This is a genomic window from Pseudodesulfovibrio halophilus DSM 5663, from assembly GCF_059568665.1.
On the sequence record NZ_JCANTV010000011.1, the window covers coordinates 125488 to 151548 of the forward strand.

Below are 26061 nucleotides of genomic sequence, written 5' to 3' on the forward strand. Positions count from 1 at the left end.
AGATCATGAGACGTGTCATAGCCCGTGCAACGTTTGTCCTGACCTGCTTGGTCCTTGTCGCATCCCTCGGCCTGAGCGGATGCGCGGCCCACAAGCCGCCCAAGGACTACTCGGAGCCCGCCGAATCCCTTGACGCCGAAGCCGCGAACACGCTTGAGCGGTTCCTCCTGGAGGACTCTCAACAGCGCCTTCATGACTATCTGCAGACGGCGCACGCCGTTTTCGTCATCCCCACATACGGCAAGGCCGCCTTCATCTTTTCGGTTCGTGGCGGTTCCGGGGTGCTCGCGGTGCGCGATGACCGGGGCGACTGGCAGGGCCCGGCTTTCTACAGCATCGGCGCGCCGGGTGTCGGCGTGCAGGCGGGGGTCAGGGTGCAGTCGGTTGTCTTTGCCTTCCGCACGCCGGAAGCGTTGGAGAATTTCATGGAACACGGGGTGATCGGCGGTGCGTCATTTGCCGTCGAGTTTCTGGATGCCGGGTTTCAGGACAACGCGAAGTGGGACGATCCGAATCCCGAGATGCTTGTCGTTACCGAACTTTCGGGTCTTTACGCCGGTGCCGGCGTGGAGGTCGGGGTGCTGAACGCGCGATCCCGGCTCAACGCCGCTGTGTGGGGCGACGGGGTCGACGCGAAGCAGATTCTTGAAGGAAAGGCCGGAAAGCGAAAGACCGCATTCATGAGCCTGCTGGAAAGGCTCGCCAGGCCGGAAATGAAAAAAGGCGAAACCGAAGTTTCGCCTAAATATTCCAGTGGGGTGAGTGAAGGGACTTGAACCCTCGGCCACCTGGGCCACAACCAGGTGCTCTACCAACTGAGCTACACCCACCGCATGAGGGCCGTAGAACTATACGACTCCCTCGTCGTGGTCAAGCGTAGATTTCAAAAAAAGGAAAATTTTCATGGATAAACTCATCGTACAGGGGGGCGGCGGCCCTCTTGAGGGCAACATCCGCGTCAGCGGCGCCAAGAATGCCGCGCTGCCCATCCTCATGGCCTGCCTGCTGGCCGAGGGCAAGGTGGAATTGGAGAATGTGCCGCGCCTGCGCGATATTCATACCTCCCTCAAACTGCTGGATATCCTCGGCTGCGAGACTACCTTTGACGACAACAGCGTCACTTCCGAGGCCACGAACCTCGTTCCGGAAGCCCCTTACGAGCTGGTCAAGACCATGCGCGCTTCGGTGCTCTGCCTCGGGCCGCTACTGGCGAGGCTCTGCGAGGCCCGCGTCGCCCTGCCGGGCGGCTGTGCCATCGGCGCGCGGCCGGTGGACCTGCACCTCAAGGGCATGGAGCGCATGGGGGCGGAGTTCGAACTCACCGAAGGTTATATAAAAGGTTACTGCAAGGGCCGGCTGAAGGGAGCGCATATCACCTTCGATTTCCCCACTGTGGGCGGAACCGAGAACCTGCTCATGGCCGCCAGCCTCGCGGAAGGGGAGACCATTCTCGAAAACGCGGCTCGCGAACCCGAAGTCACGGACCTTGCCAACTTCCTGAACGCCATGGGTGCGAAGATATCCGGGCACGGCACCAGCGTCATCCGTGTGGAGGGCGTGGAGAAGCTCACCGGATGCCGCTACAAGGTCATGCCCGATCGCATCGAGGCCGGCACCTACATGTGCGCCGCCGTCATCACGGACGGCGAACTGCTCATCGAGGACTGCCCGTATCACGAACTGGACGCGGTGGCCTATAAGCTGCGCGAGATGGGCGCATGGCTGGAGGAGCGCGACGGCGGAGTGCTCGTGCGCCGCGACGGACCGCTCGTGGGAACGGACATTACCACGCAGCCGTACCCGGGATTCCCTACCGATATGCAGGCCCAGCTCATGTCTGTCATGTGCGTCGCGGAAGGTGCCGGCTCCATTGAGGAGAAGATTTTTGAAAACCGCTTCATGCATGTGCAGGAGCTCGCGCGGCTCGGCGCGGACATCCGGCTCAAGGGTCGCACCGCTGTCATTCGCGGAGGCAAGCCGCTGCGGGGCGCGCCGGTCATGGCTTCCGATCTGCGGGCCAGCGCATCCCTTGTGCTTGCGGGGCTGGCAGCCGAGGGCAAGACGGAGATTTCTCGCATTTACCATCTTGACCGCGGGTACGAGAATATTGAGGCCAAGCTCTCCGGAGTCGGCGCCAACATCTGGCGCGAAAAGGAATAGCGCGGGCAGGGAGAGGCGTTGACCGGCATTGAGACGACCCGGGTGCCGGGCCTCCTCCCGTGGCAGATATGCCTGCTTGCCTACGCCCTCGGGGTCCTCTCCGTCGAGTCGTGGGGTGCGCCCACAGCGGCGCTCTGCGTGCTTCTGGTCGTGGACGCCATCCTGAGAAGACGACGTATTCATCCGGCGGTTCCGGCGCTTTGCGCCGCCGCCGGATTTCTTTATGCCGGGGCCGTACTCCCGGAGCCGCCGCCAGTTCCCTCGTGGGTGCAGCCGGGGGAGAAGGTCATGGTGCATGGCACTGTAGAGTCTGTGAGGACCAAACCGGACATGCGCCTGCAGATGGTCCTGAACGGTCTGTCTGTGGAGGGTCGAGGCATCCGTCGCCCGCTTGATGGGAAAATGGTCTGGACGTGGAAATATCCCCGACGGACCCCGGAGCCGGGGCAGGCGCTGTCGGTTCCGGTCAACCTGAAGCCGCTGGCCGGTTTTGCCAATCCCGGGCTGTGGAATTATGAAGCGTACTGGCAGAGAGAGGGCGTTTTCTGGCGCGGCTGGAGCATAGGCAAAGCCGACATCCGCTGGGGAAAGCCCCCTGACGCGCCGCTGTGGCAGCTCCGGGCGGGGCTGCACGATGCGGTGACGGACGCCCTGCCGGAAGGGCAGGGCGGGGCAGTGGTCCTGAACCTGCTCACGGGCGACCGGACGCATATCATGCCCGAAACGCTCGACGCGGTGCGGGCGGCCGGGCTTGCCCACATCCTCGCGCTATCCGGTCTGCATGTCGGCTACGTCGCCCTGTTCGGCCTGTTGCTGGCCCACGTTGCCGGATTCATTCGGCCGGGAGTCTACCTGAGTTTGCCGCGCCCGCAGATGGCGGTGTTGCTGGCCATGCCGCTTGTCGCGCTTTACTGGTGGCTGGGTCAGCCTTCGGCATCCCTCACACGCGCCTCGCTCATGTTCTTCTGCTGGGGAGGCCTGCTGCTTGCGGGGCGCGGACGCGCACTCCTTGACGGCCTGTTTGCGGCTCTGGCCATAATCATTCTTTTCGACCCTCTTGCCGTCTTTGACACCGGACTGCGCATGTCGGCCTGCGCCGTGGCCGGGATCGCCTTCCTGTTTCCCGTGCTTCGTCGCCGGATAGCCGTACGTGGGCGCGGGGCCCTCTTCAGGGTGCTGGATGCCGCCGCCGCGCTGCTGTGCATCGGCATAGCCGCCAATATCGCGCTGCTGCCTGTGGTGGCCCGCGGTTTCGGCACGGTGGCCCCGGATGTTGTCCTGAATCTTGTCTGGGTGCCGGTGGTTGGGTTCGTTGTCATGCCTCTGGGCATGGCGGGGATGTTTGCTGGAGCCTTAGGCGGGATGTTCGCCCCGCTGGGTGAGATCGGTAGCGCTCTTGTACTGGCCGCTTCGCATGTGATGACGGCGCTGCTGGACGTGTTGCACTGGTATCGCGACGCCGGGCTTGCTCCCATGAATGCAGTGTTGCGTCCTCTTTGGCCCGAGATGCTCGGTTTCGCAGTGCTGCTTGCTGCTGCGCTTGCGCCGCGGAGGCAACTCGCCGTGGCCGCCCTCGGTACGCTGATGCTTTTCATCCCGCACATACAGGTGATGGTTCAGGACGCGCGCGGCGTGCGGCTGGACATGATCGACGTCGGGCAGGGGCAGGCCGTGCTGATCTCCGCGCCCGGCGGACGGAGGGTCCTGGTGGACGGAGGCGGCGTCGGCGGCCGGACCTTCGACATCGGCCGGGCCATTGTCGGTCCATATGTGGCGCACGGCAGGCCGCCGCGGCTCGATGCCGTAGTCATGTCCCACGCAGACCATGACCACATGGGCGGGCTGGCGTGGATAACCGAACGCTTCGAGGTGGGGCGTTTCATCGGCAATGGCGATCCCCCGGACGGCATTGCCGGAGGGCGCATTGCTTCCGCAATTGAGGGACGGGGTATTCCGGATCGGATACTATCGTATGGGGAGACGTTCCATGCGGGGCAGGTGACGTTCCGGGCGCTGGGACCCGTTGCCGAGGCCGAAGGCTGGGACAGCAACGACCGGTCACTGATACTGCGGGTGGAGTGGCGCGGGGAGCCGTTGGCGCTGCTGCCCGGAGACGCCGAAGGCCGGGCTCTTCAGGCCCTGTCCGAGAGTGACGCCCCGTGTGACGCGCCGGTGGCGGTGGTGCCGCACCACGGCAGCGCGGGGAGTGTGCATCCCGAGGCGCTGGATGCCGTGAACCCGGAGCTGGCCCTTGTCTCCTGCGGGAAATACAATCGTTACGGGTTTCCGACGCCCGAGGTGCTTCGCGAACTGCAAAGGGTGAAAGCCCGCCTGTACAGCACGGATAATGATGGTGCGGTGCGTCTGCGCTGGTCTGAGCCCGAGGCTTTGCCGCAAATCGATACGGGACGGGGTGGAACCGTTCAGGAGTCCCGGTCGGTTGTCACGATGCCGTGAATGGGGTAAGCAGATGCTCTTGATTCAACAGGATGCGTCGCACATGGAAGCAAACGATCAGATTGTAAGAGCCGTAGAAGCCATGCCGGAGCTTCCGGGCACGGTCAAAGGCCTTCTGGCCATGGACTGTGCCGGGCAGTGCGGGGCCGTGGAGTTCGTGGAAACGCTCGGACGGGACCCTGTTTTCAGCCTCAAGCTGCTGCGTCTCGTCAACTCCCGGTTCTGCGAAAAGAACGATGACGCGGCCTCCCTTCAGCGTGCCGCGGTCTTTCTCGGCACCCGGACCCTTCATAATCTGGCCGTCGGGCTTGCCTGCGTCGGCGCGTTCCCCGCAGGCGGCATACGAGGGGTGGAGGCCGGAGAGTTCTGGCTGCACAGCCTTGCGACAGGGGTCTGTGCGCGGCTCCTCGCCGAAAGAATGGGTGCTTCCGTCGAAGAAGGCACGGAATACTTCCTCGCAGGCGTTCTTCATGATATAGGGAAACTTGTCATGGTGGGGCCTTCCGAGGCGGAGTATTCCAGAGTGCTGCGGATGGCCTCGGAGCCGGGGTGCGCACTGGTGGACGCCGAGGTGGAGGTCTTCAACATGGGACACCCCGAAGTGGGTGCCATGCTGGCGAGGAAGTGGAATCTTTCGCCGGAGGTCGCGGAAGCGGTGAGGTGTCACCACGTTCCCTCTGCCTCATCCGGAGACCTCATGACTTTGTGTGTGCATGCGGGCAATGAAATCGCCAAGATGCTGTCATTCGGTTCGGCGGGGGATTTCGAGGTTCGCGGCCTGCCGCCGGTGGTGGAGAAGCGTTTCGGCATGAGCCTGAAGGAGTTGGCGGACGATCTCGGAGACCTCGACGCGGAAGTGGATCGGGCAAGAATTTTCATCAAGCTGGCGGAGGCCGGAGCCTAGAAGCCTGAAGTCAGTCGAACGCCAAACCGGAGGCCCTATGATAGTACGATGCTGGGGAGCGAGGGGAGGCATAGCCGTTTCCGGAGCAAGGTATACGCGCTTCGGCGGCGACACGTGCTGCATCGAGATCCGCGACAACGACAACCGGATCGTGATCATCGACGCGGGCACTGGGCTGCGTCCTCTCGGAGACCGCATGCTTGAGGAAGGCATCCTCGAATGTGATCAGGTCTTCACCCATCTCCACTGGGACCACCTCATGGGACTGCCCTTTTTCAGGGTCCCGATTCGCGGAAAGGTGAGGGTCCACGGCGATCCCATCGAAATTCCGCTCCGTGAATGCTTCAAGACTGTCATGGCCCACCCGTTCTTTCCGGTACCCTTCGAAGATCTTTTTTCCGGCATGGAGTTCTTTCCGCAGGGCGATGCGTTCCGACTCGGAAATCTCGATGTGAGCACGGTGCCGCTGAGTCATCCCGGTGGCGGGCTCGGTTATCGCTTCGAGGAGAACGGCCGGTCCTTCGTCTTTCTCACGGACAACGAGCTTTCCCATGTGCACGGGCAGGGGCTGACGCCGGAAGGCTATGCCGAGTTCGCGCAGGGCGCGGACCTGCTGGTGCATGACGCCGAGTATCTTCCTTCGGAATATCCTGCCCATGTGGGGTGGGGGCACTCCCACTGGATGGATGCGGTGGGCCTGGCGGAAGCGGCCGGAGTCAAGGCGCTGGGCCTGTTTCATCACGGTGCGGGCCGTAAGGACGTGGAAGTGGCGGCGATAGTGGACGATTGCCGGAATGAGTTGAAGCGCCGGGGCGCGGATATCGAATGTTTCGCCATGGCCAGCGAGCACGTGGTGCGCCTTTAGGCCGCTTGCTTTTGACCCGGAAACGTGCAAATGTTCCCGGGTTGTTGGTAACCATTGCTTTGTTTTTCGGAGGGATTGCATGAAAGCCCTGATCGTGGACGACGATTTCTACAGCAGGAACATGATTCACGAAATCCTGAGGCCCTACGCCTCTTGCGAAATCGCCGTGAACGGCGAGGAGGCCATCGAGGCCTTCCGGGCGGCGCTCGGGAGAGGCGACCCGTACGGTATCGTCTGTCTCGACCTTCTCATGCCCGAACTCGACGGGCAGGAAGCCCTCAAGGAAATTCGCTCCATTGAAAAGGAGCACAAAGTCCATCCGCAGGCCGAGGCCAAGGTCATCGTAACCACAATGCTGGACGACAACAAGGAAACCCATGACGCCTTTTTTCTCGGAGGCGCGACGTCCTATCTGGTCAAGCCCATCGACGAGGAAAAGCTGCTGGGCGAATTGCGGAGTCTCGGCGTTCTCGACTGATCGCGGACGGTTTCGAGCGTCCCTTTTTTCGGACGGCCACGGCAACGAACGTGGCCGCTTTGCGTTGTGCGACGCTCTCGGGAAATCGTCGGGCCTTGACCGCCTCTGCCTCACTTGATCCCACCCCGCAGGGTAGAGTGCGGGATAATTTATATGAGTCAAATACTTGGAATAAAATTCAGCGATTACGGACAGGTTTACAATTTCTCGTCCGGTCCGTACGTCGTTCGCGAAGGCCAGAAAGTCATCGTGAAGACCGATCAGGGCATGGGGCTGGGCGACGTGGTCCAGGTCCGTCAGGCACCACCGGACGGAGAAATGGACGAAGACATCAAGCCCATTTATCGCCTTGCCAATGAAGAGGACGAGAAGACACAGGAAGAGAACGACCAGCTCTCCAAGGACGCCTACCGGTTCTGCCGCAAGTGCATCACCAACAGAAAGCTGGACATGAAGCTCGTGGAGGTCGAAGTGTTCTTCGACCGCTCCAAGATGATCTTCTACTTCACCGCTCCGGGCCGCATCGACTTTCGCGAACTGATCAAGGATCTCGTGCGCGAATACCGCACCCGCATCGAGCTGCGGCAGATCGGCGTGCGTCACGAAACGCAGATGCTCGGCGCCGTGGGCAACTGCGGTCAGCTCTGCTGCTGCAGGCGCTTCCTGCGCAAGTTCGCTCCGGTGACCATCAAGATGGCCAAGGAGCAGAACCTCTTTCTCAACCCCACCAAGATTTCCGGCATCTGCGGCCGCCTCATGTGCTGCCTGAGTTACGAGCAGGAGGGCTACGAGGAGTTCAACCGCGAGTCCCCCAAGGTGGGTAAGCGCTATCCCACAGCCTACGGACAGGCCAAGGTCCTGCGTTCCAACTTCTTCAAGAAGAGCCTGACGCTGTTGCTCGAAGGCAATGAAGAGCGGGAGATACCCCTTGACGAGTGGAAAGAAATCGTCAACAAGGCCGAGGGTAGCGTTGAAGCCCCCCGCCAGCAGGGTCAGCCCGCCTCCGGACAGGAGCAGCAGCCCCGCAAGATCCAGCCGCAGCGTGCCGAAGGCGGCGTTTCCGACGAGGAGAAGGAAGGGCAGAACGCTCGCCGCAAGCCGCCTCGCCGCAAGCCGCGCGGAGGCAAGCCCGGCGGACGCCCGCCCAAGGGCGGCTCCGAAGACCGTGAGGGTGGAGCCAAGAAACCCCGCCAGCCCAGACGCCGCCCCAAGCGCAAGAAGGGCAAGCGGCCCCCCCGGCAGAAAAAAGAGGAATAACCCCGATCACGCATCACTTCGCCACAGGAGCGACTGATTTGGAACGTTTTTATATTACGACCCCCATCTACTACGTCAACGCGCGTCCGCATCTCGGACACGCGTATACGACCATCGTTGCCGACGCCCTGACCCGTTTCAACAAGCTGATGTCCAGGGACACCTTCTTTCTGACCGGCACGGACGAGCACGGCGACAAGATAGTTCAGGCCGCGGAAAAGAACGGCATGTCCCCGCAGGAATACGTGGACGGCATCTCTGCGGAATTTCAGGCGCTGTGGCCGGATCTCATGTGCGAGAACGACGACTACATCCGCACCACGCAGGAGCGGCATATCCGCACGGTTCAGGAGATTCTGCAGAAAGTTTACGATTCCGGAGACCTCTATTTCGGCGAATACGGCGGACACTACTGCTACGGCTGTGAGCGCTTCTATACGGAGAAAGAGCTGGAGGACGGAAAGTGTCCGGACCACCAGACCGTTCCCGAATATATCTCTGAAAAAAACTACTTCTTCAAAATGTCCAAGTATCAGGACTGGCTGAAGGAGCATATCCAGAAGAATCCCGATTTCATTCGTCCCGAGCGGTACCGCAACGAGGTCCTCAGCCTGCTGGACTCCGGCGCGCTCGAAGACCTGTGCATCTCCCGCCCCAAATCGCGCCTGACGTGGGGAATCGAGCTGCCCTTCGACAAGGACTACGTCACGTACGTCTGGTTCGACGCGCTCATCAACTATCTGACCGCATTGAACTATCCCGACGGCGACCTGTACCGGGACTTCTGGCCCGCCGCCAATCACCTCGTTGCCAAGGACATTCTCAAGCCGCACGCCATTTTCTGGCCCACCATGCTCAAGGCCGCGGGCATCGAGCCGTATCAGCACCTCAACGTGCACGGCTACTGGCTGGTCAAGGACACCAAGATGTCCAAGTCGCTGGGCAACGTCGTGGAGCCGCTCAAGCTCAAAGACACTTACGGACTTAATGCCTTCCGGTATTTTCTGCTCAGGGAGATGTCCTTCGGGCAGGATGCGTCCTTCTCCGAAGAGGCGCTTGTGGGCAGGCTCAACGCCGATCTCGCCAACGACCTCGGCAACCTGTTCAACCGCACTCTCTCCATGACCCACAAGTATTTCGAGGGCAAGGTCCCTTCGCCTGTGGATGAGGAGATCGAGGATGCGGAGATCAAGAAGATCGGCCGCGAGGCCATGAAGACGTATCAGGCCATGTTCTCGGAGTTCAAGTTCTCCCGCGCACTGGAAGGACTCTGGGAACTGGTTCGAGGCCTGAACAAGTATATCGATATCACCGCTCCGTGGACGCTGAATAAGAACGGCGAAACGGAGCGTCTCGCCACGGTTATCTACGTGCTGCTTGAAAACATGCGCAAGATCGCCGTCCACCTCTGGCCGGTCATGCCCGAGGCGTCCGAGAACATGCTTCAACAGCTGGGCATCTGCTTCGACCCGCGCAAGGTGGACCTTGCCAAGGAAGTGGACGTCTGGGGGCTGTTGGAGTCCGAAGTGGAGATCGCCAAGACCTCCAACCTCTTCCCGCGTGTCGAGCTGCCTGAGCCCGAGCCTTCCACGTCCATGGAGTCCGCCAAGGAGAAAAAGTCCGGCAAGGGCAAGAAGAACGCGCCCAAGCAGCAGGACAATGGGTTCATCGAGTTCGAGGATTTCCAGAAGCTGGACCTGCGCGTCGGCACCGTGACCGGTGTCGAGGTGCATCCCGACGCCGACCGGCTGCTACTGGTTCAGGTGGATATGGGCGAGGGCGAGCCGAGGCAGGTCGTCGCCGGACTGGCCGAATTCTTCTCCCCCGAGGATCTCAAGGGCAAGCAGGTGGTCGTGGTTGCCAACCTCAAGCCCCGCAAGCTGCGCAAGCAACTTTCGCAGGGGATGATACTGGCCGTGAAAACCGACGAGGGAATGCAACTTCTCACGCCCACCGATGAAGTGGTGCCAGGGAGCAAGGTCAGCTAGATTACAAGCGAAAGCCCCGGTTCAGCCGGGGCTTTTTTATTCCTGCCTGACCCTTTGCTGGCTATCACCGGTGTTTTTTCTGTCCGGTGCGCGCTGCATGAGCTGGATGATGGGTGTGACGAATTCGTCCGGGAATGCGCCGGAGAGGGAGCCGACAAAGCTGCCCACCACGGCACCCACGAGAAGGTTGGCCCCGTCCGCGCTTCCGGCGACCTGAATTACCGTACCTGCCAGTGTGCCGGCGAGTCCGCCGAGAATCATGCCGTCGTTGTAGACACCCCGGTAGGGCTTCATGCCCCTGATGACGCGACACAGGTCCTTAATGAGGAACCCGCACAGCCCGCCAACGAACGCGGAGCTGATGGTCAGTATCGCGCCCGGAAAGATGTAGTGCAGGGCAAACCCCTTGGACATGGTTCCCTCCATGAGCCCGGCAAGCCCGCCGATGCCCATCATGGAGTAGAACCCCTTTTCTTTGAGATCCAGATGAAAACGCATTCGAGTCTCCGGAACATTTTGCCTTTGGAGTATCGTATGCCAGAATCATGCCGGGTTAGGCATGTAAACGCTTAATTAAAACAACTGTTTAGCTAAAACTTTTGTTTACAATTTTTTACAGACTGGTTACAAGCTGCTTGACTTTGTCAGGAAAATGGAACTCGCGCCGCGCGCTGGGGTCTCCGAATGACTTTGGGCGCGGCTTTTTCATGCAATAGGTATACGTCAAGCAGAAGAGGGGAGGAAAGTATGAAACGGAGTAATGCTTGCCGGGCGGTGCTGCTGGCGGCGATTCTCGTCGTCGGGTTTGCGGCGCAGGGCTTTTCGGCCGGGTTCGCTCTCTATGAGTGGAGCAACCGCGGAAACGGTATGGCCGGTGCAATGACAGGGCTTGCGGACGACGCCTCGGCCATTGCATACAATCCGGCAGGGATCACCCAGCTTGAAGGCGCCCACGCGATGGTCGGCTCCAGCTTTGTGGCACCCAGCGCGGAAGTGAACATGGGCGGCGAAACCTACAAGTCCAAGAACAAGGTCTATACCATCCCGCACGCCTACTTCACCCAGCAGATCAACGATCAGCTCTGGGTCGGCTTCGGCGAATACTCCCGTTTCGGCGTCGGAACAAACTACGACCACGACTGGGCCGGTGCGGAAAACGTCTACAAGGCGGTGATGAAGAGCTTCACTCTCTCCCCCGTAATGGCTGTCAAGCTTACCGACGACTGGTCCGTCGCAGGCGGCATGGACATTATGCGTGCCGCATTCGAACAGAAGAAGATGCACGCTGCTCTTGGCGATGTTCATATCAACGCGGAAGGCTGGACCGTCGGCTGGAACCTTTCCACCCGCTACGAGTTCAACGACCAGTGGAGTGTTGGTCTTGTGTATCGCGCCGAGCAGAAGATGGTCGGCCGTGGGACCCAATCCAATTCCAATCATCCCCCCGGTTACGGGTCCCTGACCACCATGATCGCAAACCTGCCCTCCAGCATCACCGCCGGAATTGCCTACAAGCCCACCGAAGACCTGCGGTTCGACTTCGACGTGATCCGCTCCCATTGGTCTTCTTACGACGGCATCGAATACAATTATGACGGCGGGACCGCCTCCGTCACCTCGGTCAAGAATTATAACGACGTCATGCGCTACGCTCTCGGCATGGAGTACGACCTGACCGATTCCCACGTGCTGCGAGCCGGTTTCGTCTATGACGAAAGCCCGATTCAGGAAGGTCGCGAAGACTTCATGCTTCCCACCAGCGACCGCTACATCTACTCGCTGGGTTACGGATACAAGTACGGCGACTGGACGCTTGACCTTTCCGGCATGTACGTCCGCAACGAAGGTCGCGTCATCGAAGCGCGCCCCACCGACGGCATCCCCGAAACCGCCCACATCCACAACAGCAAGGCCCTCGTGGGCGGTCTGACCATCGGCTACAGTTTCTAGCCGCACGAAGCTGCAATCATGACCGCATCAAGGCGGGAGCCCTCCGCGGAGGGTTCCCGCCTTCTTTATTGTTGACATCCTTCCCGCCTCGGCTTTCACTGCCGGAGTCATGATCACACTGGATAATCTCAGTCACACTTATCAGGGCGGGGTTCAGGCGCTCCGCGGCCTGTCTTTCGAGGTCCCCGTGGGGGCGCTGGTCTGTATTGCCGGGGTCAACGGCTGCGGCAAGTCAACGGCGTTGACCGCGATCTCCGGCATCGTGCCTGCGGATGACGGCGACGTCTTTCTGAACGGACAGGCAGCCGACCCGGAAGAGCGGCGACGGGCCTGCCGTCTGATGATGCAGAATCCCGACATGCAACTCATCGGGGCCACCGTGGAGGAGGACCTCATGCTGGGACGACGGGAAACCGAGCGAGATGCCGCGTGGAATCTCCTTCGCTCGCTCGGGTTCGAGGCCGACGGCGAACGTCCGGTGCACACCTTGTCATGGGGCATGAAACGCAAGCTCTGTCTTGCCTCCGCGCTGATGGACGAGCCTGAGGCGCTGCTTCTTGACGAGCCTTTCAGCGGACTGGACTATCCGGGGATCGTTGAGATGCGCAGGCTGCTTTCCGCGAACCGCCGCGCCGGGCTGACGCAGCTCGTCGCCGCGCACGATCTGGAGTGTCTGGCGGACATGGCGGATGTGTTCGTGTTGGTCGCGGAGGGGAGGGCCGTTGCCTCCGGAAGCGCCGAAGAGGTCTTCGACAGTCTCGCCGAGCACGGCGTGCGTCCGCCGTGTTCGTGGCGTCACGGACGAGGGCTGGAGCCGTGGGAGGCCCGATGATCGAACGAGGCGCCGCAGGCGTGCGCGGGCTTGACCCGCGCCTGTGCGTGGGGCTTTCGCTTTTTCTCGGAGTGAGTCTCTGGAGGATGCCGGTCGAGGCGGTCGGAGGCGCGACGGGCTTTCTCCTGCTGCTGACGCTGTTGCTCGGACGTGGAGCGGAAGGGGGCACGGGGGCGCGACCGCTCCTGATGTTCGTGTTCGTCTGGAGCGGAGTGCGGTTCGGACTGGCCCTGTGGGACGGCATCCCGCTGCAGGAGGCGCTGGTGCTTTCCGGGGTTATCGCCTTGAGGCTTGCAGGACTTCTGCTGCTTGGGCTTGCGTTGTCGCTAGCAGTCTCGGCAAGGCGCATCGGACTGGCCCTGAGCTGGGCCCTGCGACCGCTTCTGGGGCGTGACGCGTGGCAGGGGGCGCTGGCCTTCGCGCTCATGGTTCACATGATCCCGGAAACCAGACGCAACCTGCGCGAGCTCAGGCGGGGGTTGTCATTGCGGCAGGGAAGGCTTTCGCTGCGACAGCGTCTGACGGCGGTCCCTCTCGCCCTTGTCAGGGTCATGGCGCGTTCGGCGTGGACCCGGGCAGTGGCCGTTGCCTCCCGCAGGCTCGACGGTCCGGAGGCATGGACCGGCGGCCTTCGCTGGCGTACCGCCGATTCCGTGGTGGCGCTGGTTGCCGCGGCCGTTCTCTTGCCCGCAAGTTTCTGATTCCGTTGTCACCGTCGTTCATTCATGGCATATCATGGAAAACTATCCCGGAGGAATTCCATGACCGCCTTTTCCAGCATGACCCCCGATGAACTGCGTGCCTACATGGACGCGCGGCGACCGGATGAATATTTTCTTCTCGATGTCAGACAACCCTGGGAATACGAAGAGCTGCACCTGCCCGGCGCGCAGCTTGTTCCTCTTCCGGAAATTGCCGACAGGCTGAACGAAGTACCCTCGGACCGTCCCGTGGTTGCCTACTGCCGTTCTGGCGGGCGCAGTTCGGCTGCTGCTGGATTGCTTCAGGGCAAGGGATACGACGTCATCAACCTTCAGGGCGGCGTCTCCGCATGGCAGGGTCACGCAGCGTTCGGCCCCGTGACTCTCGGGCTGGCCGCGGTTCCCGAAGACGCCTCGGTGCGGGACGTTCTTCTTGTCGCCTGCGCAATGGAAAAACGGCTCGAAGATTTTTACGAATCCCGCATGGGGTTGGCCGCCAACGATGCAGAAAGCGATCTCTACCGAACGCTTGCCGGATTCGAGGACAGGCACCGCAGGACTCTGTTCAATCTTTACCGTAAAGAGGTGGACGCCGGGGCCGAGAGGCAAGTCTTTGAAGAGCAGGCCGTCGCCGCAGGGAGCGGGCTTTCGGAGGGCGGTGTCGAGCCGGAGCGGTTCCTTGAAGAGTATGGTGAGATGTTCGAAGGAGAAACGGGCATCGTGGAGCTTGCAATGCTTTTCGAGGCGCAGGCGCTGGACTTCTATGCACGCTGCGCCGCTCGGGCCGCCCGCCCCGAGGCGGCGGATGCGCTGACGCATCTGGAGCGCGAAGAAGGGGCGCATCTCAAGCTCCTCGGAAAGTTTCTGGACGACATGGAAGGCCCCCGATGAAGATTGATCTCGCTGCCGAAATGCTCATGGAGTTTGATGACGGCGTGCGTTTCAAATGTCGCTTCGTCGGTCTCATAAAGGAGGAGTGCGTTATCGTTCGCGTGCCTGTCACGCCTGGAATCCGGGGCCGTATCCAGCCGGAAAGCGAATTGACATTCCGTTATCTTCACGACGGGAGCATTGTCTCGTTCACTACGGTTTCCCAGTTCTACAAGGCTACGCCTTATTCGCTGCTCTTCGTGAATTACCCCGAAGAGTTCGACTATTACGGCCTGCGCAGGAAAGGGCGGATATCCTGTCAGATGCAGGCTTCGCTGATGAAGAGCAAGACCGAACTGGAAGGCCTGATAACCGATATGAGCCAGTCCGGCTGCCGTTTTATCATGCAGCGCTCGCAGGACCCGGAAGGGTTCGTGAAGGCGGGCGACTTTGTTTCCGGCAAGTTTATCACTTTGGAGAGCGGAACTCCGCACGAGTTCCGGGCCAAGGTTGCCCGCAGGCGGGATAGGGAACAGGACGTCTCCCTCGGGCTGGTTTTCGAGCAGGGCAAAAGCGGCCTGCCCGAATCCATGGCGCAGTATCTTGAAAAGATATCCGAATTTCAGAAGCTGCTGGATGAAAGCTAGCTGTCCGCCACCTTTTTCCTGACGAGCAGCACCTTTATGTTCGGCAGGACGATGCCGCCGATGATCAGCAGCGCTCCGGCATATTGGAGCGCCACCACCCGTTCCCCGAGCAGCCAGCCAGCCGCCACCAGCGTGGCAACAGGCTCGATGCTTGAAAAGATGGCCGCGTAGGCGCTGCCCACTTTCTCCACCGCGAGGTAGAGAAAGCCAACCGCAATGACCGAGCAGATGAGCCCCAGCCCGACACCGATGAGCAGGGTCTCGCGCGTCATGCTGAAATAGAAGGTCGGGTCTCCGGCGATGTTGTAGGCGATTCCGGCGAAGGCCAGAACGTAGACCGTTGCCTTGAACGGCGCGGTGTTGCGCAACAGCACCTGCACCACCATGAGGTAGACGGAGAACGTCGCCATGGCCCCGAAGGCCAGCATGAGTCCGTAGGAGTCCATCCGCTGAAGAAAGGCATCGTAGAAGACCAGCGCGAAGCCCACGGTCACCAGAAACAGGGACACGGCGACGGTACGGTCGATTTTCATTTTGAAGACCAGCGCGGAGAGCAGGGTCACTGTCACGGGATAGAAATAGAGTATGAGCGCGTCCGTTGCAGCGGGGATGTACCGGGCGGCGGTGACGAAGCAGAAGGACTGGACAGGATAGATGAACAGGCCGATGAGGCCGCAGCGCAATACCGTCTTCTTGTCGGGCAGGATGTCCTTGCGCCTGAAGAGCGCCAGCCAGCCGCCGAGCAGGATGGCACCGAATGTGAAACGACACTGCAGAATCTCCACCGCGTCCATCCCGGCGGCATAGCCGAGCTTGGCGAAGATCACGAGCATACCGAAAGCCACGGCGGATATGAATGAATAGATGAGTCCGGCCAGCACGAATAACTCCCTTTGTCCGAATGGTAACCACCCGAAATCAGGGAGCGTAGTCGGCTAAATGATATCAGGCAACCTTTTTCAGGTAGGCCAGGTATTCCTGGTTGCCCTTGGGACCGAGAATCTGTGAAGGGACTACGCCGACGCACTCCATGCCGAGCTCCTCGCGCATGAATGTCAGCACGGAATCCACGGTCTCCTGTCGGAGCGCCTCGTCGCGAACCACGCCCCGGTCGGTCTGGCCGGGGCCTACCTCGAACTGCGGCTTGATGAGGGTCACGATCTCCCCTGCCGGTTTCAGGAATCTTGCGCAGGCGGGCATGATCTTGGTCAGGGAGATGAACGAGACGTCCGCAACCACCATGTCCAGCGGTTCGGGAATCAGGTCCGGCTCTGCGTGACGGATGTTGGTGCGTTCGATGTTTACGACGCGTTCATCGGTGCGAAGGCGTTCGTGAAGCTGTCCGTATCCCACGTCCACGGCGTACACGCGTGCTGCGCCGTGCTGAAGCAGGCAGTCGGTGAAGCCCCCGGTTGAGGCTCCGGCATCCAGCGCCACCTTGTCCGAACAGTCGATGTCGAATGTTTCGATGGCGGTCAGCAGCTTGAAGGCACCTCGGCTGACGAAGCGGTCGTCCTCCGGAACGGTGAACTCCGTGCCTTCCGGAAACTGCTGTCCCGGTTTTGTCACCGGGGTCTTCTGGCCCCTGTCCAGAAAATGGACCTTGCCGGCCATGATCAGGCGCTTGGCCTTTTCACGGCTTTCGGCGAGTCCCTGCTGATGGATGAGCTGGTCTGCGCGCTGCTTCTTTGCCATGGCGCCAGTTGCTACCACCAGACGCCAGTCCCGGCAAGCGCAATGAAAAGGCCGCCCTGGGGCGGCCTCCTGAGGTTATTTCATTTCATAGCTTGTGGGGCCGTCCGAATAGTCGGTCCGCTTCAGCCAGTGGGAAGGGTAGCCGACGGCCCTGACCGGGCTGCCCGGGACGTTGATGTATCCGTCCGAGTACTTGGCCACGAGCTTGTCGCCAAGCTCGCGCCATGCCTTGAGGACGTGCTCGGCGTTCTTGTTGCCGAACTCGGTCAGCTCCCGCACGGCATCTTCTTCACTCAGGCCCTGTACAGCCTCGTCCATGAAAGCGATGTGTTCGACTTCCATGTCTTCCAGCTTTCGCTGTAGCGGGATGATGTCCGCACGGGTCATCTGCCGGAAGTTGAGGCGCGACCAGTTGCCCACGAAGTCGAAGGCCCACCATGCGGAGTCACGGTCGAAGTGCTGCGGATCGCCGGTCTGGTATGCAGCCGGGATCGACTGGGCCTTGGCGAAGAACGGTGTGAAGACGGTGGTGTATGAGACGTCCGGGCCGAACCACAGAAGGCCCTTGGCCGCTTCGGGCGCGTCGGGACGGGTCTGGCAGACGAAGGTGTAGCCCTGATAGAATACGGAAATGGCGCGCTCCCATGCGCCATAGGCCTTTTTCCCCTTGCTCACGTCATTCTGGTTGCCGTCGTACGGTCCCACGAATCGATGCGGAACGCCATAGGGACCGGCGGCGGTTCCGCGCGTCAGGTCGAACTGCGTGCCTTCGTAGTGGTCGCGGTAGAGCGAAAACACATCCTGCGGTGTGAGCTTATGCTGGGGCTTGATGGAGAAGGGGTAGTCGCGGGTATATCCGTCATCCACCCACGGAGAGAGGCCGAGGCTCGGATTGACGCGATCGAAGACTCGCCAGACGCGCCTCAAAGAGTAGTAGGGATGGTTGTATTCGCCCGGGCTGACTGCGCGCAGCCAGTCGAGGGTTGACTCGCCGTCCCACCAGCCGAGAGCATCAAGGCCGGGCTTGAGGTGTTCCGAGTAGAGGAAGTTGTCCGGGTCGTCCCACTGCACGTCGCGGATGCGGAACTCGTTGGCCGCCACGAAGAATTCGCCGTCGGGGACGCGCTTGGCGACCCATGCGGAGTGGTGGCGCTTGTTCGGCAGGGCGCACATTTCCATGACCCATGCCTCGTCTTCGTCGGCCACGAGAAGCGTCTCCCCGGTGGAATAGTATCCGTACTCGTCGATGAGCCAGCCCATGAGTTTGACGGCGGTGCGAGCGTCGCGACAGTTCTCCAGAGCGATTCTGGAGAGCTCCGAACTGTAGAAAAGGCGCATGGGCTTGCCGTTTTTCCGGGCCTGCTCACGGCTGACCGGCCCCGGCTCGAAGTTGGCCGCGTTGGTGCATTCGCCCATCATGAGGTTGTGCTCGTTCATGATGCCGTAGTTTCCGTCGAAATAGGCGTAGGAACGAGCGTCCTGCTTGCCCGCTTTTTTGCGGATAGCTTCGTACGGCACCGTGCCGATCGGCTTGGATGGCTCGTGTCCTTTGGTGTTGTAGAACTGCCCCCGGTCATCGGTGACCAGTCTGGGGTAGGGATAGTTCTCCCGAAAAATCGGTCGTTCTCCCTCCTGCTGCGTGGATGGAACGCGGATCAGCCGCTGGTCGCCGAGTTCGTCATCGTCCGAGTGTGCCACCATGGCGGAGCCGTCGGCGCTGGCCCCCTTGGTGACGATCATGGTGGTGCAGGCCTGAGCCCCAGGGATGTTGGATGCGAGGAGCATCAGTGCCGTGAAGAGAATCGTCAGTCGCATTGTCAAAGTCCCCCTTGAAAGTTGCATGAACCACATACCTCATACCACGGTTGGCATCGGCTGTAACCTTCAAGCATCGTGAAGCAATCTCCTGTTGCCGGAGGAGCCTTGAAGTGACATGGTGCGGCCCGCCTCGAGACACGGCGTTTCGAGCCGACGCTTTCGTAAAACGGCGTTTCATGGCAGTATCGAAAATAATGACCATCAAGCGAGGAGAAGGGCGATGCGAATAGCCGCCGCAGTGAGTGGAGGCATGGACAGCCTGCAGGCGCTGGTGTCCCTGCTCGATTCGGGACACGACGTGGTTGCCGTGCACGGTTTGTTTCTGCCCCGCAGCGAAGAACAGGAACGGACGGTCGAAGGCCTCGAGAGGGAATGCGAGAGGCTCGGCGTGGAGTTTCATGCCGTGGACCTGCGTAGGGAATTTCGCAAGTCGGTCATCGAACCGTTCCGGGACGCCTACATGAAGGGACTCACGCCCAACCCGTGCGCCGTCTGCAATCCGGTGGTGAAGTTCGGCGTTTTTCTGGACCGCTGCCGGGAGCTCGGAGCCGAGAGGATCGCCACGGGCCATTACTTCAGCACCCGCGAGGTGCCTGGAATGGGGCTGATGCCCCGACGCGCCGCCGACCCTTCCAAGGACCAGAGCTATTTTCTTTCCCTCGTTCCGAGGGAGCGCCTGCTCGCATCGTATTTCCCGCTGGCGGAGCGGTTCAAAAAGGACATCCCCGATTCACTGGAGCGTCGGGGCGTGGAGCCGCCCGTCCCGACGGAAAGTCAGGACGTGTGCTTTGTGCCTGATGACGATTACCAGCGTTTTCTGGAAACGCTCGGCCCCATGCCCGACGGCGGAGCGATCGTGCTCAAGGACGGCACGAAGGTCGGAGAGCATCGCGGCCTGTGGCGTCATACTCAGGGGCAGCGGCGCGGGCTCGGTGTGGCGTGGTCTGAACCGCTGTACGTTCTGGACAAGGATGTAGAGCGCAACGAGCTCGTCGTCGGGCCCAAGTCGGAACTCGCCAGCAACGGGTGTATCATCCGGGATGTGAACGTGTTTTCTGATCCGGCGAGCTGGCCGGATATCATCGATATCCGCACCCGCTATCGTCAGGCCAACAAGGCCGGTCGCTGGGAGATCGAAGGCAACAGGATGCGCCTGAGCTTCATCGAATCCCAGTCGAAGCCGACTCCCGGGCAGATCGCCGCGCTGTACAAGCCAGACGGTACCCTGCTCGGCGGCGGCATAATCGAGAGCGACTTCTAGTCCCTGTCGTCATAGAGGGTGTCAATGGGTTCCCAGACGTTTTTCAGGTCCTCCTGATACCCTTCGTTGCGGACCCGCCGCATGGTATTGAAGATGTCCGAGGGCATCCGGTCCTCGTGGCGCATGAAGTAGTCCGCCCACCAGCGCACTTCCTCCTGCTGCCGGAAGCTGCGCGGCGCGCGGAAGGACTTCAGCCGTCGCAGCCCTTTTTCCCGCTCGCCCATGCCTATCTCCGTCAGGCCCAGATAGAACTGCGCGTCGGGATTGTTCGGGTATTCTTTCAGCACAGCTCGGAAGTAGGGGACCGCCTCTTCGAAATTGCGCGCCTTGAAGGCCTCGTATCCTTTCCTGTTGAGCTTGTATGCCCGGCTCGGAGCCGGGTAGAGGAAGTCATCGTAAGCGCTGACGCTGACTGCTCCCCGCCCGTAGTTCACGCCGGCGGTCAGCCCTATTGTCTGGCAGCCGACGAGCAGCAGGAGCATCATGATGGGCAGTACCGTCTTGATCATCTTGACCCTCGCTGGGTTTGAATGTAGCACCCCGTTCATACTGGATGCCCGAATGAGGCGTACGGAAGAGGTTACATGAGAAGATTTTATACCGCCACTCTTGGTTGCAAAATCAACCAGTACGAAACCCGCTCGGTGAGCGAGGCGTGGACCGCTTCGGGGGCCTGCGAAGTGAACAGCGAGGCCGAAGCTGACGTCATCCTCGTGAACTCCTGCGCGGTCACCGCCAACGCCGTGGCCGATCTGCGGCGTCTGGTGCGCCGGCTGCACCGCGACAATCCGCTGGCCGAGATCATCGTCACCGGTTGTGCGGCTCAGGTGGCGGCTGACGAGGTGGCCGAGCTTCCCGGCGTGGAGCGGTTGGTGCCCCACAAGGACAAGGCCGTCCTGCTGGAAGGGCTCGACGCGTCGGGCTCCGTGTCCGCTGAAGGCGACTTTCCGCCGTTTTCCGTGTCCGGCTACGGCCGTGCCCGCGCCGTGGTCAAGGTGCAGGACGGCTGCTCGCATCGTTGCACATACTGCATTGTGCCGCTCGCCCGCGGAGCGAGTGTCAGCAGACCCGCCGGGGCCGTCATGGAGGAGATTCAGCGCCTGCTGGATGCCGGGTTTCGCGAGTTGGTTCTCTCCGGCGTCAACCTGCGCCAGTTCGGTCGGGAACTGCCCGGCGAGCCGGATTTCTGGGATCTGCTTGGCGAAATCGAGGCACGTTTCGGTCGTGAGTGGAAAGGGCGGGCGAGGCTTCGGATTTCATCGCTCGAGCCGGGGCAGCTCGGCGACAAGGCGTTGGCCGCACTGGCCCAGTCCTCTCTGGTCGCGCCTCAGCTGCATCTGTCCCTGCAAAGTGGCGATCCCGAGGTGTTGCGCCGCATGGGAAGGGGGCACTACCGGCCGGAGCAGGCTCTTGAATTTCTGGAGCGGCTGGAGGACGTCTGGCCCGTCTTCGGCCTCGGCGCGGATCTGCTCACCGGATTTCCCGGCGAGACCGGGGAGGAGTTCGAAAACGGGGTGGAGTTCTGCCGCAGGCTGCCGTTGAGCTATGCTCATGTGTTTCCCTTTTCACCGCGGCCCGGCACTCCGGCCGCGGAGATGAACGGGCAGTTGCCCGGAGACGTCAAGAAGGCGCGGGCGAAACGGCTCCGCGCGCTTGCCGCAAAGGGCAAGGCCGATTTTCTGGAGAAGCTGTCAGGACTCCCGGAGCTGTCGGTTCTGGTGCAGGACGACGAAGGACGCGGCGTTAGCGAATATTATTCGACCTGCCGCATCGAGAATCCTTCTGCGTTGGCGAAGCCCAGGCGTCTGGTGCGATGCGTGCCGGTGCGGGTGGAGGACGGCGTTGTCGTTTGCAAAGAAAGTTGAGAGGGTTGCTGACAGGACTCCACTGTTTGTATATTATGCGCGAAATTCAGCGAGGATCAATTAATATGCCAGTTAGCATGACCGGATTCGGAAGATGCGAAACCGGAGGAGAAGGGTTCTCCCACGTATGGGAGATTCGAAGTGTAAACGGTCGCTTTCTTGATGTGAAGTGGAGGCTGCCCGGCTCCCTGCGTTGCATGGAGAATGCATGGGAGAAGACGGTCCGCCGGTTCGCGTCGCGAGGAAGGGTCGACATTTCGCTCAACCTCGAGGTCAAGAGCCCCGAGCTCCTTGGTGTCACCCTCAATGAAACCATGGCCGACGCCATGTTCACGCAGCTTTCCGAACTGGCCGAACGTCACGGGCAGACCTTTGAGCCAGACTTCAACCGGGTGATGGGTATGTCCAACCTCTGGCGGGAGGCTGGCGGCGAGCCGGACCCCGGCATGCTGGACAGCCTCGGCCGCGGACTGGAGGAGGCCCTTGCTGAATGGAAAGCCTCCCGTGAGGCCGAAGGGGAAGACATGGCCCGCGACCTCAAGAGCCGCGTCTCCGTGCTGAGGGAGTATACCTCCGAAATAGCGGAGCGTATTCCCGAGGTGCTGACCGAAAAGCGGGAAGCGCTGCGGATCAGAATCCGCGAAGCTCTCGATGCGGCGGGTGCGGAGTTCTCCGAGGACAGAATCCTTCAGGAGATCGCCATTCTTACTGACAAGCTGGATGTATCGGAAGAGCTGACTCGGCTTGATTCTCACCTCGTGCGGCTCGCAGAGGTGTTGGATTCGGACGGCGATGCCGGGAAAAAGCTCGACTTCATCCTTCAGGAAACCTTCCGTGAAATCAACACCTGCGGCAACAAGGCCCAGGACACCGCCGTCAGCAGACTGGTAGTGGACTTCAAGGCCGAACTGGAAAAGTGCCGCGAACAGGTTCAAAACATCGAGTAGGTGGACATGCAGAAACAGGGACAAAGACATGGCCTGCTGAATATCGGCTTCGGCAACTTTGTCGTGATCGGACGCGTCGTGAGCATAGTCAATCCGACCTCGGCACCCATGCGGCGACTTCGCGAGGACGCGCGTCAGGACGGACGGCTCATTGACGCAACGCAGGGCCGCAAGACCCGGGCCATCATCATCACCGACTCAAACCACGTCATTCTCTCCGCGATTCAGGCGGAAACCATCGGCCAGCGCTTCAGCGCGGAGGAGGGCGAGTAGATGCCGGAGGCCAAATCCCCCGAGCGCAAAGGTCTGGTACTGGTAGTCTGCGCTCCGAGCGGGACCGGCAAAAGCACACTCACCGCACGACTGAGAGAGGAGTTCCCGGACATCGGTTTTTCCGTCTCCTACACCACCCGCCCTCCGCGCGAAGGAGAGCGGGACGGGGAACACTATCACTTTGTCAGCCGTGAAAGGTTCATTGCCATGCGCTCGCGCGGGGAATTCTGCGAGTGGGCCGAGGTCCACGACAACTTCTACGGCACGGCCACGCAGCCGGTTCGCGACATGCTCGAAGCCGGGAGCGACGTGCTTTTCGACATAGATGTGCAGGGGGCCATGCAGCTGAGGCGCACCTTCCCCGAGGGGGTCTACGCGTTTTTGCTGCCCCCGTCCCGCGAGGAGCTGCTGCGCAGGCTCCGGGGGCGCGGCACCGACACAGTCGAGGCGGTGGAGCGCCGGATGGAAAATGCGCGCGGCGAGCTTGAACGGGCCGGGAGTTTCGACTTCTGGGTGGTGAACGACGAACTGGAGCGCGCCTATCAGGAGTTCCGCTCTGTCTATCTGGCGGGAAAGGCTCGGCCCATGCAGTATCAGGGCATGCTGGACGAACTGCTGGAGGAGTGGATCGATGGCTGAGCTCGTGGTCGCGCTGGATTATCCGGATGCCCGAAGCGCACAGGACATGGCCGAAAAACTCTCTGGCAGCGTGCCATGGGTGAAAGTCGGCCTTGAACTCTTCGTGGCAGAAGGGCCGGAGCTGGTGCGGACACTCAAGGGCATGGGGTTCAAGGTTTTCGTGGATCTCAAGTTCATGGACATTCCGAACACCGTGCGCGGGGCGGTGCGGTCCGCCGTGTACAGTGGCGCGGATATGGTCAACATCCACATGCTCGGCGGCAGACGTATGGCTGAGGCCGCTCTGGCCGGGCGCGACGAGGCCACGGACTCCGAAGCCTGCAAACCGCTTCTTCTCGGCGTCACGGTGCTGACCAGCATGGAAAGCGATGACCTTCCTTTTGATTTTCACGGAGATATCGGAGAGCTGGTTCTTGACCTCGCTTCGAAAGGGAAGCAATATGGACTTGATGGGGTTGTATGCTCCGCCATGGAGGCGGAGGCCATCAAGAGTGCCTGTGGTCAAGAATTTCAATGTCTTACCCCGGGAATTCGCCCCGTCGGGAGTGAGGTCGGCGACCAGCGCCGGGTCATGACGCCCGCAAGGGCCGTGGCGGCAGGGTCGGATTTTCTGGTGGTGGGAAGGCCCGTCACCGGTTCTGCGGATCCTCGGGCGACCGCCGACGCCATCGTCAGAGAAATTCGCGACTCCCTCTAGGGGAGTCCCAAAGAGGTGTGCATGACCTCCGGTCGGACTGACAAGCCGGAAGCCTCTCAGGTTGCCGGGCTTGGCGAAAACAAGATCAGCGGCGTCTTCTCCACGCAGAACGTGGTGAAGGTCGGTACCGGCACGACGCAGCGCAAAACCATCCAGAAGACCTACTGGTACTGTATGGAGCGCGACGACGAGGGCGTGGACGTGCAGCCGCTGAACAAGAGTTTCATCCCCTCCGGCCCAAAGCGCAATGTTCCCAAGGACGAGTTCCTCGAAAAGTTCAGTCCCGAGCCGGAGTTCTACATTCAGACGGTCTATCCCGCCATGCAGGAACTGGACGACACCATCGTGCGCGGTGAACAGCATCGTGCACGCGGCGCCCAGTACAGCGCGGAGTTCGAGTTCAAGCAGGCCACGAACCTTGATGAGGACAACGTCCGGGCCAACTTCGGCCTCGGCCTGACCTATCTGGACCGTGGCGATCAGGTGAAGGCTAACGACATCTTTAAGCGTCTGGTCAAGCTGGATGCGGCTTTCGAGACCGAGCACAAACACCTCTTCAATGATTTCGGCATCAACCTTCGCAAGAACCGCATGTACGATCAGGCGCTCGACTACTACCTCAGGGCAGAGAACCTTGCGGAGAACACCGACGAGCACCTGTATCACAACATCGCGCGCGTCTTTTACGAGCAGGGCGAGCTGAAACAGTGCATAGAGTACCTCAAGAAAAGCCTTGAATTGAACCCGAAGCTCGAGGAAAGCCAGAAATTCTGGGAGTTCCTCGACAAGAACGGCATGCTTGACGGAAAGCCCAAGCCCTCGGGCGGCGGCAAGAAAAAGGTTCAGATAGACCTTTAACGAGGAGTGCCAGTGCAGGCCAGCGTGCAGGATTTCTTGGCGGAGCTTCCCGAACTCAAGGAAGATCTCCCATTTTCCCCGGAGCTGTTCCAGAAGCTGTTCAAGCAGACCGGTGAAAGCTCCTATGCGTCCATGGATGACATCGCCGAGACGATCTCCGTGGACCAGGGGCTTACTGCACGCATTCTCAGTCAGGCCAACTCAGCCTATTACGGGCTTCAGGCCGAAGTGTCCTCGGTTCAGCGAGCCGCTGCTGTATTGGGGCTTTGCGAAATCCGAAATATTGTCATGACCATAGGTGTGACAGCCCTTGCAGAGAAGTTTCCGGTCCCCAAGGGGTTTTCACTGAGCGAATACTGGGTTCACCAGTTTTTAACCGCGGACCAGGCCCAGCATATGGCCAAAGCGCTCGGCAAAGGCGAGCCCGACACCATGTTCACGGCGGGTCTTCTGCATGACGTGGGAAAGCTCATAACCGCCCTGAAACGCCCGGACGACTGGGAAGCCATGCATTCCAAGGCGAGGCAGGAGCACATGGCTGCCTACAAGGCGGAAGACGCCTACTGGGGAATGGATCACGCCGTAATCGGTTCTCTTGTCCTGAAATACTGGGATCTTCCGGCCGAGCTCGTGGAGCCGGTCAACTGGCATCACGCACCGAAACTGGCCGGGGATTACCGATATGAAGCCGCGATTCTCTGCCTTGCCGACGCGGTGGCCCACCTCGCAGTGAATGCCGAGCATCCGCTGAGCACCGTTACTGCAAAGGTCGCCCCGCAGCTCGGCCTTGAGCTTGAGCCGCTCGTGGAGCGCGCCTCGGAACGCCTCGAATCCGGCGAAGCCTCACATTTCGCAGGCATGGTCGCCTGATCATTTTTCCTAAAGGAGTGAAAATTGCC

At 61.0% G+C, this 26061-nt stretch carries 26 protein-coding genes and 1 tRNA gene; 21 read left to right on the forward strand and 6 right to left on the reverse strand.

The window, feature by feature from the left end:
- The first annotated feature begins 5 nt into the window (after positions 1 to 5).
- On the forward strand, positions 6 to 776 hold the full coding sequence (locus BR24_RS09500; RefSeq protein ID WP_496541255.1) for a lipid-binding SYLF domain-containing protein: 771 nt from the start codon (positions 6 to 8) through the stop codon (positions 774 to 776).
- Here BR24_RS09500 and BR24_RS09505 read toward each other — a convergent pair.
- Positions 755 to 830, reverse strand: a tRNA-His gene (locus BR24_RS09505). The genes BR24_RS09500 and BR24_RS09505 overlap by 22 nt on opposite strands.
- A 73-nt stretch (positions 831 to 903) precedes the next feature.
- Between BR24_RS09505 and murA the strand changes: the two genes are divergently transcribed.
- The 7 genes from murA to metG all read left to right on the forward strand — a co-directional run bounded on the left by murA (position 904) and on the right by metG (position 10109).
- On the forward strand, positions 904 to 2160 hold the full coding sequence (gene murA, locus BR24_RS09510; RefSeq protein ID WP_496541256.1) for a UDP-N-acetylglucosamine 1-carboxyvinyltransferase: 1257 nt from the start codon (positions 904 to 906) through the stop codon (positions 2158 to 2160).
- Between the two features lie 18 nt (positions 2161 to 2178).
- Positions 2179 to 4617, forward strand: a complete 2439-nt coding sequence (locus tag BR24_RS09515; protein WP_496541257.1) for a DNA internalization-related competence protein ComEC/Rec2 — start codon at positions 2179 to 2181, stop codon at positions 4615 to 4617.
- Between the two features lie 43 nt (positions 4618 to 4660).
- Positions 4661 to 5521, forward strand: coding sequence for an HDOD domain-containing protein (locus BR24_RS09520; protein WP_496541258.1), 861 nt, complete (start codon positions 4661 to 4663; stop codon positions 5519 to 5521).
- A 37-nt stretch (positions 5522 to 5558) separates the two neighbouring features.
- On the forward strand, positions 5559 to 6386 hold the full coding sequence (locus tag BR24_RS09525; protein WP_496541259.1) for an MBL fold metallo-hydrolase: 828 nt from the start codon (positions 5559 to 5561) through the stop codon (positions 6384 to 6386).
- Between the two features lie 79 nt (positions 6387 to 6465).
- Positions 6466 to 6864, forward strand: a complete 399-nt coding sequence (locus BR24_RS09530; protein ID WP_496541260.1) for a response regulator — start codon at positions 6466 to 6468, stop codon at positions 6862 to 6864.
- Positions 6865 to 7017: 153 nt separating this feature from the next.
- Complete coding sequence (locus BR24_RS09535) at positions 7018 to 8121, forward strand: PSP1 domain-containing protein (RefSeq protein WP_496541261.1); 1104 nt, start codon at positions 7018 to 7020, stop codon at positions 8119 to 8121.
- Between the two features lie 38 nt (positions 8122 to 8159).
- A complete protein-coding gene (gene metG, locus BR24_RS09540) occupies positions 8160 to 10109 on the forward strand; it encodes a methionine--tRNA ligase (RefSeq protein ID WP_496541262.1) in 1950 nt (649 codons plus the stop codon).
- A 36-nt stretch (positions 10110 to 10145) separates the two neighbouring features.
- On the opposite strand, the gene BR24_RS09545 is transcribed toward metG, so the two are convergent.
- On the reverse strand, positions 10146 to 10607 hold the full coding sequence (locus BR24_RS09545) for a hypothetical protein (RefSeq protein ID WP_496541263.1): 462 nt from the start codon (positions 10605 to 10607) through the stop codon (positions 10146 to 10148).
- Positions 10608 to 10856: 249 nt separating this feature from the next.
- On the opposite strand from BR24_RS09545, the gene BR24_RS09550 reads away from it, so the two are divergent.
- The 5 genes from BR24_RS09550 (at position 10857) to BR24_RS09570 (ending at position 15109) form a co-directional block, all read left to right on the forward strand.
- Complete coding sequence (locus tag BR24_RS09550) at positions 10857 to 12059, forward strand: OmpP1/FadL family transporter (RefSeq protein ID WP_496541264.1); 1203 nt, start codon at positions 10857 to 10859, stop codon at positions 12057 to 12059.
- A gap of 109 nt (positions 12060 to 12168) precedes the next feature.
- On the forward strand, positions 12169 to 12891 hold the full coding sequence (locus BR24_RS09555) for an energy-coupling factor ABC transporter ATP-binding protein (protein WP_496541265.1): 723 nt from the start codon (positions 12169 to 12171) through the stop codon (positions 12889 to 12891).
- Positions 12888 to 13592: a hypothetical protein gene (locus BR24_RS09560; protein WP_496541266.1), complete on the forward strand. Its 705-nt coding sequence runs from the start codon at positions 12888 to 12890 to the stop codon at positions 13590 to 13592. The genes BR24_RS09555 and BR24_RS09560 overlap by 4 nt, the downstream gene beginning before the upstream one ends.
- A gap of 60 nt (positions 13593 to 13652) precedes the next feature.
- On the forward strand, positions 13653 to 14483 hold the full coding sequence (locus tag BR24_RS09565; protein WP_496541267.1) for a rhodanese-like domain-containing protein: 831 nt from the start codon (positions 13653 to 13655) through the stop codon (positions 14481 to 14483).
- Positions 14480 to 15109 carry a flagellar brake domain-containing protein gene (locus BR24_RS09570; protein ID WP_496541268.1) on the forward strand — a complete coding sequence of 210 codons (630 nt, stop codon included), beginning with the start codon at positions 14480 to 14482 and terminating at the stop codon, positions 15107 to 15109. The genes BR24_RS09565 and BR24_RS09570 overlap by 4 nt, the downstream gene beginning before the upstream one ends.
- Here BR24_RS09570 and BR24_RS09575 read toward each other — a convergent pair.
- From BR24_RS09575 to BR24_RS09585, 3 genes are all read right to left on the reverse strand, one after another.
- Entirely contained in the window at positions 15106 to 15990 is an 885-nt protein-coding gene (locus BR24_RS09575; RefSeq protein ID WP_496541269.1) for a DMT family transporter, read from the reverse strand. The genes BR24_RS09570 and BR24_RS09575 overlap by 4 nt on opposite strands.
- A gap of 64 nt (positions 15991 to 16054) precedes the next feature.
- The gene (locus BR24_RS09580; RefSeq protein WP_496541270.1) at positions 16055 to 16804 is read right to left on the reverse strand and encodes a TlyA family RNA methyltransferase; all 750 of its coding nucleotides are present in this window, start codon (positions 16802 to 16804) and stop codon (positions 16055 to 16057) included.
- 75 nt (positions 16805 to 16879) lie between these two features.
- A complete protein-coding gene (locus BR24_RS09585) occupies positions 16880 to 18619 on the reverse strand; it encodes a dipeptidase (RefSeq protein WP_496541271.1) in 1740 nt (579 codons plus the stop codon).
- A 223-nt stretch (positions 18620 to 18842) separates the two neighbouring features.
- Here BR24_RS09585 and mnmA point away from each other — a divergent pair, with 223 nt between their 5' ends.
- A complete protein-coding gene (mnmA, locus tag BR24_RS09590; protein ID WP_496541272.1) occupies positions 18843 to 19883 on the forward strand; it encodes a tRNA 2-thiouridine(34) synthase MnmA in 1041 nt (346 codons plus the stop codon).
- Here mnmA and BR24_RS09595 read toward each other — a convergent pair.
- Complete coding sequence (locus BR24_RS09595) at positions 19880 to 20392, reverse strand: tetratricopeptide repeat protein (RefSeq protein WP_496541273.1); 513 nt, start codon at positions 20390 to 20392, stop codon at positions 19880 to 19882. The two genes, mnmA and BR24_RS09595, sit on opposite strands and share 4 nt — an antisense overlap.
- 75 nt (positions 20393 to 20467) lie before the next feature.
- Between BR24_RS09595 and mtaB the strand changes: the two genes are divergently transcribed.
- The 7 genes from mtaB to BR24_RS09630 all read left to right on the forward strand — a co-directional run bounded on the left by mtaB (position 20468) and on the right by BR24_RS09630 (position 26032).
- A complete protein-coding gene (mtaB, locus tag BR24_RS09600) occupies positions 20468 to 21748 on the forward strand; it encodes a tRNA (N(6)-L-threonylcarbamoyladenosine(37)-C(2))-methylthiotransferase MtaB (RefSeq protein ID WP_496541274.1) in 1281 nt (426 codons plus the stop codon).
- A gap of 65 nt (positions 21749 to 21813) precedes the next feature.
- Positions 21814 to 22695, forward strand: a complete 882-nt coding sequence (locus tag BR24_RS09605) for a YicC/YloC family endoribonuclease (protein WP_496541275.1) — start codon at positions 21814 to 21816, stop codon at positions 22693 to 22695.
- Between the two features lie 6 nt (positions 22696 to 22701).
- Positions 22702 to 22968, forward strand: a complete 267-nt coding sequence (locus tag BR24_RS09610) for a DUF370 domain-containing protein (protein WP_026167371.1) — start codon at positions 22702 to 22704, stop codon at positions 22966 to 22968.
- A complete protein-coding gene (gene gmk, locus BR24_RS09615; protein ID WP_496541276.1) occupies positions 22969 to 23607 on the forward strand; it encodes a guanylate kinase in 639 nt (212 codons plus the stop codon).
- Complete coding sequence (pyrF, locus tag BR24_RS09620) at positions 23600 to 24304, forward strand: orotidine-5'-phosphate decarboxylase (RefSeq protein ID WP_496541277.1); 705 nt, start codon at positions 23600 to 23602, stop codon at positions 24302 to 24304. The genes gmk and pyrF overlap by 8 nt, the downstream gene beginning before the upstream one ends.
- 21 nt (positions 24305 to 24325) lie before the next feature.
- Positions 24326 to 25162: a tetratricopeptide repeat protein gene (locus BR24_RS09625; RefSeq protein ID WP_496541278.1), complete on the forward strand. Its 837-nt coding sequence runs from the start codon at positions 24326 to 24328 to the stop codon at positions 25160 to 25162.
- A 12-nt stretch (positions 25163 to 25174) separates the two neighbouring features.
- On the forward strand, positions 25175 to 26032 hold the full coding sequence (locus tag BR24_RS09630; protein ID WP_496541279.1) for an HDOD domain-containing protein: 858 nt from the start codon (positions 25175 to 25177) through the stop codon (positions 26030 to 26032).
- Positions 26033 to 26061 lie beyond the last annotated feature (29 nt).